Below are 12,784 nucleotides of genomic sequence, written 5' to 3'. Positions count from 1 at the left end.
TCAGGGCAATTCGAATGGCAGCGACACGTCCGCGTGGACACGGCACCGGTCGCAGGTGTCGGTGCCGTCCACCGCGGCAACCGCGCGACGGACGAGCTCCTTGAAGGGCACGAGGTTACGCTTGAACTCGGCGAAGACGTCGACGGCGCGCACTCCCTCGCCCTCCTCCAGACCGGCGTCCAGATCGGTGACGAGGGCGACGGCGGCGTAGCACATCTCGAGTTCGCGGGCGAGCACCGCCTCCGGGTGGCCGGTCATGTTCACCAGCTCCCAGCCCTGGGCGGCGAACCACCGGCTCTCGGCGCGGGTGGAGAAGCGCGGTCCCTCGACCACGACCATCGTGGCCGCGTGCATCATGTGCAGTTCGTCGGACTCGGCCTTGATGGCCGCGGCCCGCAGTTCCTCGCAGTACGGGTCGGCGAAGGACACGTGGATGCCGCCGCCGTCGAAGTAGGTCTGCGGACGACCGGAGGTCCGGTCGACCAGCTGATCGGGCACCGCGACCGTGCCGGGGCCCCAGTCCGCCCGCAGGCTGCCGACGGCACAAGGCGCGAAGATACGGCGCACGCCCAGCGAACGCAGGGCCCACAAATTGGCCCGGTAGGGCAAGGTGTGCGGCGCGAATTCGTGGTTCTTGCCGTGGCGTGGCAGGAACGCCACCGGCCGCCCCTCCACCTCTCCGACGGCGATGCCCGCGCTCGGTGCACCATAGGGGGTGTCGACCTCGACGATGGTCGCCTCGTTGTCGAAGAAATCGTAGAAGCCGCTGCCGCCGATGACGGCGAGCGCGGGCCGGGGGTGCGAACTCATACCTCAATTGTCTCGTCCCTGGGTGGCCGTCGCGCGCCGGGATCCGCGTTACCCTGCTTTCCGGCGGAACACGGACCGTTCCGACCGAGCGGGGTCTGCCGCACCATGCGGCCCGACCTGACAAGACGCCCCAGGAACTGTACCCTAGGGGGGTATTGATCCGGTTCCGGCGACCGGCAGGCAGCGAGGAGACATCGGTGGCAGCTTCCCCCCACGACCACACGGCGGCCGACCACGCCGCGCACGGCTACATCACCGCCAAGGACGACTACCTCAAGCGGCTGCGGCGCATCGAGGGTCAAGCGCGCGGTCTGCAGCGGATGGTCGAGGAGGAGAAGTACTGCATCGACATCCTCACTCAGGTGTCCGCCATGACCAAAGCCCTGCAAGCGGTCGCGATGGGCCTGCTGGAGGATCACATCAGCCACTGCGTCGTGGACGCGGCCGTCGCGGGTGGCCCGGAGGCCGAGGCCAAGATCAAGGAAGCGACCGACGCCATCGCCCGCTTGGTCAGGTCCTGACGGAACTATCCGTGCCAGCGGCGATAGACCGCGGCAGCTCCCGGGTGCAGCGGAATCGGGCCGGTGCTGATCAGCGACCGGCCGTCGAGGAATTGGGTGCCCGCCGCCTCGGTGGGCACCAGCGCGTCGGCGTGCCACACCAGTAGTTCGACGATGGCCGCGGCCACCTCCTCAGGCATGCTGCCCGCGGCCAGCAAGAGATTCGCCACGCCGATGGTGTGCACCGAGACGCCGCCCGGATAGGCGTCCGCGGGGATCGCGACCCGGTCGTACACCGGCCCGAACCGGTCCCGCATCGGCGCGGCCAGGTCGCCCATGTCCACGAGCCGCATCCGGCTCGGCACCGCGAGCCGTGCCGTCGGCACGCCGCCCGCCCACAACAGCGCGTCCACGTCGCCAGCGGTCAGGGCGGCCACCGCTTGCGCCAAGGGGCGATGGGCGATCGCGACGTCGGCGCTCGGGTCGAGCCCCGCGACGCGCAATATCCGTTCGCCGGTCAAGGCCGCGCCCGATCCCTCCGCGCCCAGACTCACCCGCGTTCCGCGCAGACCCGCGACCGAACCGATCGGGCTGTCCGCGCGTACGACCAACTGCAGGTAGTTCTCGTAGACCCGGCCCAGCGCGAACACCTGATCGGCGCTGTCGCGCACCGAATCCGCGAGCGCGAGCGCGGCATCGACCTCACCGCGCGCCAGCAACGCCAGATTGTCCTGCGAACCCGAGGTGGTGACCCGCTCGATTCGCACCTCCCCGACGTCCTCGGCGGCCAGGCCGAGCAACCCCGCGAAGGCGTGATAGAAGCCGCCGACCTCGCCGGACGCCAGCCGCGCGGTGGCGCCCCGGCCGCCCGGCCCACAAGCCGCGAGCCCCGCCGCGACGGCCAGCGCGAGGAAGCCGCGCCGACCGACGCCGCGCCGGACGATCGGCTCCCGGCCGGTCATCGGGCCTCCCCCTCGGGTAGGCGCACCGAGACCGCCAAACCATGCGGACGCACCGCGGCCACGGTGAGCACGCCGCCGCGCGCCTGCGCCAATGCGGCGGCGATCGGCAGGCCCAGCCCGGAGCCACCGGCCCGCGCGGCCGAACCGCGGAAGAAACGGGTGGTCAGCTTGTCGAGCTCAGCGGGAGGAACACCGCTGCCGTCGTCGCGGACGGTCACCGTGACCCAGCCCGGCTCGGTCGCGACGACCAGATCGATGTGCGCGCCCGCGCCCGCATAGCGTGTCGCGTTGCTCAGCGGTACGTCGAGCATCTGCGCGAGCACGTCGGCCGGGACCGCGACGTCGGCGTGCCCGGCCACGGCCGCCACGCGCAACTGCTGTCCGGCCGCCTCGAATGCCGAGCACCAGGCGTCGAATCGGTCGGCGATCACTTGCACGGCGTCGCACTGGTCGTCGCCCTCGGCCGTGCGGGCGACGTCGAAGGCCGCCGGGGTCTCGGCGACGGCCAAGCTGAGCAGGCCGTCGAGCAACGCGGTGAGCCGCTCCACCTCGGCGCCCGCGTTGTGGAAGATGCTCGCCGCGCTCGCCGGGATCGCTGGTTCCAGGGAATCGAGGCGAATGGTCAGAGCGGCCAGTGGATTGCGCATCGCGTGTGCGGTGTCGGCGACCAGCTGGCGCTGCGCGTCCGCCGAATCGGCCACGGCCAGCGCCATCGCGTCGAACGACTCGGCCAGCGCCCGCATCTCCGGCGGCCCGCCGTAGCGGCCCGCGATCGATACCGGCGCGACGGTGTCGGCGCGCGGCTTGGGCAGCGTCGCGGTCAACTCGGCCACACCGTGCGACAGCGCCGCGAGCGGCCGCAGCACCCAGCGGCCGATCGTCACCGCCAGCAGCACGAACAGCGCCATCGCGACCACGCCGCCGAGCACGATCACCGCCCAGTCCCGCGCGATGTCACCGCGAGCACGGGCCGTCGACGCCTCGATCACCACGGCCCCGTTCACCTGCACGCCGGTGCCGACCGGCCGCGCGACCAGCATGCTCGGCGCGCCCCACGGCGTCAGCTTGTCCACCGCGTGCGGACGCTGATTGCGGCGCGCGGCCGCCACCGCCGCGACGATGCCGGGATCGTCCATGTCCGCGCCCGCGTTCACCGTCGGCGCACCCCTGGCGTCGACCACGAGCACGTTCTCGCCGTACAGCTCGTGATAGCGCAGCACCTCGTCGGCCAGCGCACGGCTGTCCCCCGCGGTGACCGCGTCGTCGGCGAGGGTGGCGAAGCGGTCGGCGTCCCCCGAGCGCGCGAGCACCAGCTGCTGGGTGCGGCTGGTGGCGATGGTCAGCGACAGCGGCACCGCGAACGCCAGCACCGCGATGGCCGCGAACAGCGTCAGCGCGACCAGCAAGCGACGCCGCATGGCACACCTCCGGCCCGCCGGTCCGCGCTCACTGCCCCCACCGATACCCGTACCCGCGGATGGTGGTGATCAGGCCGGGCCGGTTGAGTTTCGCTCGCAGGCCCGTCATGTGCACGTCCAGCGAACGCGAGACCGCGACGAAGGCGTCACCCCAGATGCGGTCCATCAACTGCTGACGGCTCACCGCGGCCCCCGGCCGTTCCACCAGCGCCTCGACCAGCTCGAATTCCTTCTGGGTCAGCGACACGGGCTCCCCGGCCACCTCGACAACGCGGGCGCCGAGATCGACCCGCACGTCACCGGTGACGATCACCGACTGCGCCTGTCGCGCCGCCGCGGCCGCCCGCCTGGTGACCGTCTCCAGCCGCGCGACGAGTTCCGCGATGCGCGGCGGCTTCACCAGATAGTCGTCGGCGCCACCGCGCAAGCCTCGCACGATCGAGCGTTCGTCACTGCGCGCGGTCAGGATCAGCACCGGAACCGAACTCACCTCGCGCAGTCGCCGCAACACCTGCAGACCGTCGCCGTCGGGCAGTCCGAGATCCAGAATCACCGCGTCGTAGTCGCGGTGTGCGATCAGCAGATCCGCGCCGCGGCGCTTGCGTTCGGCGCGGTAGCCACGGGCGTTGAGCGCCTCGACCAGCGCGTCTCCCACGCCGTCGTCGTCCTCGACCACCGCAAGCCGCACGCGCCGATCCTCCCACAGTGGGCGGACCGGCGCGTGTGCCGGTCGGTCAGTCACGCACGGTGACCATCGGCCGACCCGGCTCGGCCCCCGCGGCGCCGGACCCGGTGTCGGCGCTCGCGGTGGGCTCGGCCGCGTCGATCGTCGACGAGGCCGAGGTCTCCCGCATGAAGTAGTAGGTGATCAGTGAGACGGCGATGCAGCCTGCGACATACCAGAAGTACAGCGACTCGTGGCCGCCCTTCTTCAGCGCGAGCGCGATCGTCTCGGCGGTGCCGCCGAAGATCGCGACGGTCAAGGCATAGGGCAGCCCTACGCCCAGCGCGCGGATCTTCGTCGGGAACAGCTCGGCCTTCACGATCGCGTTGATCGAGGTGTATCCCGTGATGATCACCAGCGCCGCCATCATCAGGCCCCACGCGGCGACCGGATTGGTGGTGCGCGCGAGCACCGTCATGATCGGCACGGTCAGCAAGGTGCCCGCCACGCCGAAGAAGATGAGCAGCTTGCGTCGGCCGATCCGGTCCGACAGCGCCCCCGCCAGCGGTTGCAGCACCACGAAGACCAGCAGCGCGATGAAGTTGATCCACGCCACGGTCGACTTGGAGATGCCGGAGGTGTTGATCATGAACTTCTGCATGTAGGTCGTGTACGTGTAGAACGCGACCGTTCCGCCCAGCGTCAACCCGACGACCAGCAGGCATTCGCGGGGGTACTGCAACAGGATCCGCAGGGAGCCGCGCGATTCCCGCACCTCGGCGGCCGTCGCCGCGTCGGTCGAGGTCTTCTTCGGCCGCTGTCCGGATTCGGCGCGGAACTGCTCGGACTCGTCCATGCCGCGCCGCAACCACATCACGATCAGCGCACCGGCGGCGCCGATCACGAACGGGATCCGCCAGCCCCACGCGTTCATCTGGCCGGCGTCGAGGAACTGTTGCAGCACGATCTGCACCCCGAGCGCGACGAGCTGGCCTGCCACCAAAGTCACGTATTGGAAGCTCGAGTAGAACCCGCGCCTGCCCGCCGAGGCCACCTCGGACAGATACGTCGCACTGGTGGCGTATTCACCGCCGACCGACAACCCCTGCAGCAGCCGGGCGACCAGCAACAGAGCCGGAGCGGCCAGGCCGATGGTCTGGTAACCCGGCGTCGCCGCGATCATCAGCGAACCGGCGGCCATCACGGTCACCGACAGGGTCAGGGCCGAGCGCCTGCCGAACCGGTCGGCGTACCGGCCCAGTGCCCACCCGCCGATCGGGCGCATCAGGAAGCCGACCGCGAACACGGCGGCGGTGGACAACAGTTGGGCGGTCGGATCGTCCTTCGGGAAGAACGTCTTCGCGAAGTACACGCTGAACGCGGCGTAGACATACCAGTCGTACCACTCGACGAGATTGCCGATGGATCCGCGCAGAACATTCGCGACCACCCGGCGCTCGCCGACGGGCTGTGTCGTAGTCACAACATCTCCTTCTCCGACGCCTCATCACGTCGTCGCAGATCAGTGTGTCGACAGTCACACGCGCGCAAAATGGCTCTCGAAGCTTCCTAACAGTCCCTTAGGACGATCGCCGGAAACAAAACCGGCCCCCGGCGCAGCGCCGGGGGCCGGAGACGGGCGGTCAGGATCGCCCGGTGAGCAGCGGAGCGAGGGTGCGCAGCGCCGGGAGGTAGTTGTCGCCGAGGATCTGCACCGCGACGTGGTCGGCACCCGCGTCGGCGTGTTCGGACAGCTGGGCGGCGATCCGCTCGGGCGTGCCGTGCGCGATGACGGCGTCGAACAGCGCCTCGCTCGGCGGCACGGTGAGGTCGGCGTCGGTGAAACCGAATCGGCGCAGGTTCGACGCGTAGTTGGTCAGGCCGACATAGAACTTGACGGTCTCATCGGCGACCGCGTGCGCCGTGCCTGCGTCGTCGGTCAGCACCACCTTGTGCTCGGTCGCCAGCAGCGCGTCCGGGCCGACGATCTCGCGGGCCTTCGCGGTGTGCGCCGCGGGCACGAAATAGGGCAGCGCGCCCAGCGACCGCTCGGCGGCCAGCTTCAGCACGCGCGGGCCCAGTGCGGCCACCGCGCGACGTTCGGCGGATACTCCCGCGGCGTCGAGGTCGTCGAGATACTCGACAAGCGCGTCGTACGGCTTGCGGTACTCACCGGTGTGCTCCGGGTGTCCCGCACCGATGCCGAGCAGGAACCGGCCCGGGAAGCGGGCCTCGATCCGGTGGAACGAGTCGGCCACCTCCTTCGCGGGCGCCGCCCAGATGTTCACGATGCTGGTGGCGACGGTGATCGTTTCGGTCGCCTCCAGCAGCGGTTCGACCGTCGCCAGATCCGCCGGAGGCGAAGCCCCCAGCCAGAGCGCGCCGTATCCGAGCCGCTCCAATTCTCGCGCGTCTTCCGGGCTGAACCCGTTGTACGCCCGCCACACTCCGAACCGTCCGAGACTGTCGAATGCCATGTCCCGACCCAACACACGCCCGGAGGGCGCTATTCCGGCCGGGCCCGTGCACTGCCAGGACGGCCCCGTCGGGTCGATGCCGTCCCGATTACAGAGGGCTACTGTGGCTATTGCACAGCTATCGGCGCCCGGCGCCTGGCCGGCGCCACCACTAGGAGATGGAGGTGATTGCTGTGCTTCGATTCGATCCATTCCATGACATCGACACCGTTGCCCGCCAACTGCTCGGTGAGACCGCCGGAACCGGTCGCGCACCGCGATTCATGCCGATGGATCTGTTCAAAGCGGGAGATCACTACGTTCTGAACGCGGATCTGCCCGGCGTCGACCCCGGCTCGATCGACGTCAGCGTCGACAACGGCACGCTCACCTTGCGGGCGCAACGCACCGTGCCGAGCGAAGAAGGCGTCCAGTGGATCGCCTCGGAACGTTTCGCGGGCACCTTCATGCGCCAGATGTCCCTCGGCGAGAACGTCGACGTCGAGAACATCAGCGCGACCTACAACAACGGCGTGCTGTCGGTGACGATCCCCATCGCGGAGCGCGCGAAGCCGCGCCGCATCCAGATTTCCGGGGCGTCCCACGAGCCGAGGACCATCGAAGCGCAATCCGGCCGGTCCACACCGATGTCGCCGACCCAGCAGGAGCAGGCTCAGCAGTCGGCACAGTCGCAGCAGCAATACCCGCGGTCATCGAAGTGACCGCGTCCGCTACCCGCACCCGAGCACGGGTGCGGGTAGTGCGCGGACATTCTCACTCGCCGCAGCAGCCTCCGCCAGGTACCGGGACCGACCGCATCTCCCGCGTCTGCGCGTTGCGGGCCGCGAGTTCCTCGTCGGCCGGGTAGTCCACGCCTATCAAGCTCAAACCATGTGCGGGAGCGACGGTGACCGAACTGGAGCGCTCGGTCTCCCGCAACAGATCGGCCACCCATTCCGGCGTCCGCCGCCCTTCGCCGACGGCGAGGACCGCACCGACCAGACTGCGGACCATCGACCAGCAGAACGCGTCCGCGCTGACGTAGGCGATCAGCAGGTCACCATCGCGCACCCAGTCGAACCGCTGCAGCTCCCGTACCGTCGTCGCACCCTCCCTGCGGCGGCAGAAGGCGGCGAAGTTGTGCAGTCCGAGCAACTTTCGCGAAGCCGCCCGCATCGCGTCGACATCGACGTCGGATCGGCAGGCGACCACGCTGCGGGCCTGGAGCGGCTCCGCACCGTACGGCGCGGTGGTCAGCCGGTAGGCGTAATGGCGGCGGATGGCGGAGAACCGGGCGTCGAACTCCGGTGCGGCCGGGCGCGCGTGCCTGATCCGCACGTCCTTCGGCAGGAAGCGCGCCATCCGGTGCACCAGTTTCGCCGCGTCCAGTTCACCGGCGGTGTCGAAATGCGTGACCTGTCCCTCGGCGTGCACGCCCGCGTCCGTACGGCCCGCCACGGTCAGCTGGATCGGCTCGCGGAACACCTTGCTCAGCGCGTCCTCCAGCACCCCCTGCACGGTGCGCAGACCAGGCTGACGCGCCCAGCCGACGAAATCCGTGCCGTCGTAGGCGATGTCCAACCGGACCCGGGTACGTGGCACGTCGATACCGGGCACGCCCGGTGCGTCCTCGCCCGGTCGACCCGACAACGATCCCACCGATTCCTCCACGGTCACATGATCCTCTGGTCGAAACGAACGAGCCCGCCGACCCAGTGCGGGTGGCGGGCTCGTGCGCGAACTCCGACGCGAAGCGTCAGGCGTCCTTCTTGTCCTCGGCGGCCTCGTCGGCAGCCGGAGCCTCGGCGGTCTCGGCGACGGCCTCGTCGGCCTCCTCCTCGACGACCTCGGCGGCCGGAGCCTCCTCCGCCTTCTTCGAGGCGGCCACGCGACGGGCGCGATCGGCCTCGTTGGTCACGGTCTTCTCGCGAACCAGCTCGATGATCGCCATCGGCGCGTTGTCACCCTTGCGCGGCAGCGTCTTGGTGATGCGGGTGTAGCCACCCTCGCGCCCCTCGAACGACGGGCCGATCTCCGCGAAGAGCTCGTGCACGACATCCTTGTTGCGGATCACCTTCAGCACCTCGCGACGGTCGGCCAGGGTGCCGCCCTTCGCCTTGGTGATCAGCTTCTCCGCGTAGGGACGCACGGCCTTGGCCTTGGCCTCGGTGGTGGTGATCCGGCCGTGCTCGAAGAGCGCCGTGGCCAGATTGGCGAAGATCGCCTTCTGGTGCGACGCCGACCCGCCGAAGCGGGCACCCTTCTTGGGCTTGGGCATTGTGGTGTTCTCCTTGTATGAGGCCGGGCCGGGGCGCCTACCCCGGCGGCCTAGAGCTGTTCGGTCTCGGCGTAGTCCTGCTCGCCGCCGTCGGTGTCGCTGAACGTGCCGCTGTCGCTCCACGTGCCGGTGCTCGCGTCGTAGCCGACCACGCTGGACGGATCGAACGACGCGGGGCTGTCCTTCAGCGAGAGGCCGAGCGCGTGCAGCTTGACCTTGACCTCGTCGATGGACTTCTGACCGAAGTTGCGAATGTCCAGCAGATCCGACTCGGTGCGGGCGACCAGCTCGCCCACGGTGTGCACACCCTCGCGCTTGAGGCAGTTGTAGGACCGGACGGTGAGGTCCAGATCCTCGATCGGCAGGCCGAACGAGGCGATGTGATCCGCCTCGGCCGGCGAGGGGCCGATCTCGATGCCCTCTGCTTCGACGTTCAGCTCACGGGCCAGGCCGAAGAGCTCGACCAGGGTCTTGCCCGCCGAGGCGAGCGCGTCCCGCGCGCTGATGGAGTTCTTGGTCTCCACGTCCAGGATCAGCCGGTCGAAGTCGGTGCGCTGCTCGACGCGGGTCGCCTCGACCTTGTAGGTCACCTTCAGCACCGGCGAGTAGATCGAATCCACCGGAATCCGGCCGATTTCCGCGCCGGACGCCTTGTTCTGCACGGCGGGGACGTAGCCGCGACCGCGCTCGACGACGAGCTCGATCTCCAGCTTGCCCTTGTCGTTCAGGGTCGCGATGTGCATGTCCGGGTTGTGCACCACCACGCCGCTGGGCGGGACGATGTCACCGGCGGTTACGGTGCCCGGACCCTGCTTGCGCACGTACATCGTGACCGGCTCGTCCTCCTCGGAGGACACGACCAGGCCCTTGAGGTTCAGGATGATGTCGGTGACATCCTCCTTCACGCCCGGAACGGTGGTGAACTCGTGCAGGACGCCGTCGATGCGGATGCTCGTGACCGCCGCCCCCGGAATCGAGGACAGCAGGGTACGCCGCAGCGAGTTGCCGAGGGTGTAACCGAAGCCCGGCTCGAGCGGTTCGATGGTGAACTTCGAGCGGTTCTCGGCGACGACCTCTTCGGTCAGCGTCGGACGCTGTGAAATCAGCATGTGGATCATCCTCCTTTTTGGGCGCCCGCTATTTGACGCCTCGTCTCAGGGGTTGTGCCTGGCCGCCCATCGGGGCGGCCACGCACCAGCGGCACGTAGTGCCAAGTGTTACTTCGAGTAGTACTCGACGATCAGCTGTTCCTGCAGCGGCACATCGATCTGGGCGCGCTCGGGCAACTGGTGGACCAGGATCCGCAGCCGGCCGGGGAGCACCTGCAGCCAGCCCGGAACCGGACGGTCGCCGAGGGTCTCACGCGCCACCTGGAACGGCAGGGTGCCCAGCGACTTCTCCTTGACATCGATGATGTCGTACTGGGTGACCTGGAAGCTGGGAACGTCGACCTTCTTGTTGTTCACCAGGAAGTGGCCGTGCGAGACCAGCTGGCGAGCCTGGCGGCGGGTACGGGCCAGGCCGGCGCGGTACACGACGTTGTCCAGGCGGGTCTCGAGCAGACGCAGCAGGTTGTCACCGGTCTTGCCCTTGAGGCGGTTGGCCTCTTCGTAGTACCGGCGGAACTGCTTCTCCATGACGCCGTAGGAGAAGCGGGCCTTCTGCTTCTCCTGCAGCTGGAGCAGGTACTCGCTCTCCTTGATCCGCGCGCGGCCGTGCTGGCCGGGCGGGTAGGGGCGACGCTCGAACGCCTGGTCGCCGCCGACGAGGTCGACGCGCAGACGACGCGACTTGCGGGTGATAGGGCCTGTGTAACGAGCCATTGTTCGTTATTCCTTTCCCGCTAGACGCGACGCCGCTTGGGCGGACGGCAGCCGTTGTGCGGCTGCGGGGTGACATCGGAGATCGTGCCCACCTCGAGGCCGGCGGCCTGCAGCGAGCGGATCGCGGTCTCGCGGCCCGAACCGGGGCCCTTCACGAACACGTCGACCTTCTTGACACCGTGTTCCTGCGCCTTGCGGGCGGCGTTCTCGGCGGCGAGCTGCGCGGCGAACGGGGTCGACTTGCGCGAGCCCTTGAAGCCGACGTGACCCGACGACGCCCAGGAGATGACGTTGCCGTTCGGGTCGGTGATCGACACGATCGTGTTGTTGAACGTGCTCTTGATGTGCGCGTTGCCGTGCGGGACGTTCTTCTTGTCCCTGCGACGCGACTTCTGGGTCTTCTTCGGGCCCGCGGCCCGACTCTTCGGAGGCATCGGTTATCCCTACTTCTTCTTGCCGGCGACGGTGCGCTTCGGGCCCTTGCGGGTGCGCGCGTTGGTCTTGGTGCGCTGGCCACGCACGGGCAGGCCACGACGGTGGCGCAGGCCCTGGTAGCAGCCGATCTCGATCTTGCGGCGAATATCGGCCTGCACCTCGCGGCGCAGGTCACCCTCGACCTTGAACTCCGAAGCCTCGATGTAGTCACGCAGCTTCGTCAGATCGTCGTCGCTGAGATCCTTCGAGCGCAGGTCCGGGCTGACGCCGGTGGCCTCGAGGATCTCCTTGGAGCGGGTACGGCCAATGCCGAAAATGTAGGTCAGTGCGATCTCCATGCGCTTCTCGCGCGGGAGGTCGACGCCCATGAGACGTGCCATCTGGCAGTTTCCTTAATCGTTGCGGAGGTCTGCTCCCTGTCCGTCCCCTCGTCTTGGCGGGGCACCGGCCTCCGAACCGGTGGTAGGCGCGCACGCCCAGGGCGAACCCTGATTTCCGCAGCGTGCGGCTGGTGCTGGGAGTTCTTCTTGCCAATCCGAACTGCGGTTCGGTGCTTGGCTGGTGTCGCGTCGAGCGTTCGCCGTCGGCAAGCCTCGGGCGGGTGGTGCGAGGTCTCCCTCGCCTCCGCTCAGCCCTGGCGCTGCTTGTGGCGCAGGTTGTCGCAGATCACCATGACCCGGCCGTGACGGCGGATCACCTTGCACTTCTCGCAGATCTTCTTGACGCTCGGCTGAACCTTCACGTCCGTCCAATCTGTTGTGGTTCACAGGGGTGTGAACACAGTTTTTCCCCAGTCGGCGACTGGGGAAGCTCTGGTGTGAGTCTTTCGACTCGGCCCCGGCTCACGCCGGGACTGCCGGCTCGCAACCGACGCCGATCGCGCCGGGCACGATCACTTGTAGCGGTATACGATCCGGCCACGCGACAGGTCGTAGGGCGAGAGCTCGACGACCACACGGTCCTCGGGGAGGATGCGAATGTAGTGCTGCCGCATCTTCCCGCTGATGTGCGCGAGAACCTTGTGTCCGTTCTCGAGCTCGATCCGGAACATCGCATTGGGCAGCGGTTCGACAACTCGACCCTCGACCTCGATGGCCCCGTCTTTCTTCGCCATGTCCTCCGCGATCCCGGTTACGCTCAACCTGGTTTGTTTGCTGGTTCTGCTCGAATGGGACCGATCGCCGGAGCGAACCGCTCGCACACAAACAGGCGGCGCCTAGGTGCACCGCCGCTCCAGCTTACCGATCCGTTCCGGATCGGGCAAAAATGCCTCCCTGTATACCCGTGTCGCCAGCGGTTTCGCAGCCGTCTTCCCACTCGTGGCGGGCCTCGGACGCTGCGCCGCGACGGGACCGGGTTGTCGCGTAAACTGGCCGCTGTCCAGGTATTTGGGTCGAACGGATCGAGGGGGACGCGTGAGCCGGCGCAGCGTGCGAGC

At 68.7% G+C, this 12,784-nt stretch carries 15 protein-coding genes and 1 pseudogene; 2 read left to right on the top strand and 14 right to left on the bottom strand.

Annotation, left to right across the window (positions count from 1 at the left end):
- Positions 1-810 (bottom strand): S-methyl-5'-thioadenosine phosphorylase, encoded by an 810-nt coding sequence (locus tag ACFV2O_RS13440; protein ID WP_379252010.1) that lies wholly within the window; start codon positions 808-810, stop codon positions 1-3.
- A gap of 197 nt (positions 811-1,007) precedes the next feature.
- Here ACFV2O_RS13440 and ACFV2O_RS13435 point away from each other — a divergent pair, with 197 nt between their 5' ends.
- Positions 1,008-1,331, top strand: a complete 324-nt coding sequence (locus ACFV2O_RS13435; protein ID WP_355076219.1) for a metal-sensitive transcriptional regulator — start codon at positions 1,008-1,010, stop codon at positions 1,329-1,331.
- A 5-nt stretch (positions 1,332-1,336) separates the two neighbouring features.
- On the opposite strand, the gene ACFV2O_RS13430 is transcribed toward ACFV2O_RS13435, so the two are convergent.
- The 5 genes from ACFV2O_RS13430 to ACFV2O_RS13410 all read right to left on the bottom strand — a co-directional run bounded on the left by ACFV2O_RS13430 (position 1,337) and on the right by ACFV2O_RS13410 (position 6,831).
- Positions 1,337-2,272 (bottom strand): TAXI family TRAP transporter solute-binding subunit, encoded by a 936-nt coding sequence (locus tag ACFV2O_RS13430; RefSeq protein ID WP_379252009.1) that lies wholly within the window; start codon positions 2,270-2,272, stop codon positions 1,337-1,339.
- A complete protein-coding gene (locus ACFV2O_RS13425) occupies positions 2,269-3,690 on the bottom strand; it encodes a sensor histidine kinase (protein ID WP_379252008.1) in 1,422 nt (473 codons plus the stop codon). Before ACFV2O_RS13425 ends, ACFV2O_RS13430 begins: the two co-directional genes overlap by 4 nt.
- 28 nt (positions 3,691-3,718) lie before the next feature.
- Complete coding sequence (locus ACFV2O_RS13420) at positions 3,719-4,378, bottom strand: response regulator transcription factor (RefSeq protein WP_195084845.1); 660 nt, start codon at positions 4,376-4,378, stop codon at positions 3,719-3,721.
- Between the two features lie 46 nt (positions 4,379-4,424).
- The gene (locus tag ACFV2O_RS13415) at positions 4,425-5,837 is read right to left on the bottom strand and encodes an MFS transporter (protein ID WP_379252007.1); all 1,413 of its coding nucleotides are present in this window, start codon (positions 5,835-5,837) and stop codon (positions 4,425-4,427) included.
- 160 nt (positions 5,838-5,997) lie between these two features.
- Positions 5,998-6,831, bottom strand: coding sequence for an LLM class F420-dependent oxidoreductase (locus tag ACFV2O_RS13410; protein ID WP_379252006.1), 834 nt, complete (start codon positions 6,829-6,831; stop codon positions 5,998-6,000).
- 173 nt (positions 6,832-7,004) lie between these two features.
- On the opposite strand from ACFV2O_RS13410, the pseudogene ACFV2O_RS13405 reads away from it, so the two are divergent.
- A pseudogene (locus tag ACFV2O_RS13405) lies at positions 7,005-7,442 on the top strand (Hsp20/alpha crystallin family protein); the annotation flags it as partial.
- Positions 7,443-7,584: 142 nt separating this feature from the next.
- On the opposite strand, the gene truA reads toward ACFV2O_RS13405, so the two are convergent.
- The 8 genes from truA to infA all read right to left on the bottom strand — a co-directional run bounded on the left by truA (position 7,585) and on the right by infA (position 12,460).
- Positions 7,585-8,460, bottom strand: coding sequence for a tRNA pseudouridine(38-40) synthase TruA (truA, locus tag ACFV2O_RS13400; RefSeq protein WP_355076320.1), 876 nt, complete (start codon positions 8,458-8,460; stop codon positions 7,585-7,587).
- Positions 8,461-8,566: 106 nt separating this feature from the next.
- A complete protein-coding gene (gene rplQ, locus ACFV2O_RS13395) occupies positions 8,567-9,088 on the bottom strand; it encodes a 50S ribosomal protein L17 (RefSeq protein WP_355076207.1) in 522 nt (173 codons plus the stop codon).
- 50 nt (positions 9,089-9,138) lie between these two features.
- Positions 9,139-10,197, bottom strand: coding sequence for a DNA-directed RNA polymerase subunit alpha (locus ACFV2O_RS13390; RefSeq protein ID WP_039796155.1), 1,059 nt, complete (start codon positions 10,195-10,197; stop codon positions 9,139-9,141).
- Positions 10,198-10,305: 108 nt separating this feature from the next.
- The gene (rpsD, locus tag ACFV2O_RS13385) at positions 10,306-10,911 is read right to left on the bottom strand and encodes a 30S ribosomal protein S4 (protein WP_356964759.1); all 606 of its coding nucleotides are present in this window, start codon (positions 10,909-10,911) and stop codon (positions 10,306-10,308) included.
- A 20-nt stretch (positions 10,912-10,931) separates the two neighbouring features.
- The gene (gene rpsK, locus ACFV2O_RS13380; protein ID WP_039795647.1) at positions 10,932-11,345 is read right to left on the bottom strand and encodes a 30S ribosomal protein S11; all 414 of its coding nucleotides are present in this window, start codon (positions 11,343-11,345) and stop codon (positions 10,932-10,934) included.
- A 9-nt stretch (positions 11,346-11,354) separates the two neighbouring features.
- Entirely contained in the window at positions 11,355-11,726 is a 372-nt protein-coding gene (gene rpsM, locus ACFV2O_RS13375; protein WP_039795645.1) for a 30S ribosomal protein S13, read from the bottom strand.
- Between the two features lie 248 nt (positions 11,727-11,974).
- Positions 11,975-12,088, bottom strand: coding sequence for a 50S ribosomal protein L36 (gene rpmJ, locus ACFV2O_RS13370; protein WP_011207363.1), 114 nt, complete (start codon positions 12,086-12,088; stop codon positions 11,975-11,977).
- Positions 12,089-12,238: 150 nt separating this feature from the next.
- Positions 12,239-12,460: a translation initiation factor IF-1 gene (infA, locus tag ACFV2O_RS13365; protein WP_003418601.1), complete on the bottom strand. Its 222-nt coding sequence runs from the start codon at positions 12,458-12,460 to the stop codon at positions 12,239-12,241.
- Positions 12,461-12,784: the final 324 nt, after the last annotated feature.

Source organism: Nocardia sp. NPDC059691 (assembly GCF_042733915.1).
In the GTDB taxonomy this organism is placed as follows: Bacteria; Actinomycetota; Actinomycetes; order Mycobacteriales; family Mycobacteriaceae; genus Nocardia; species Nocardia sichangensis.
The sequence above is the reverse complement of the archived record's forward strand: the minus strand, read 5'-3'. Positions and strand labels throughout refer to the sequence as shown.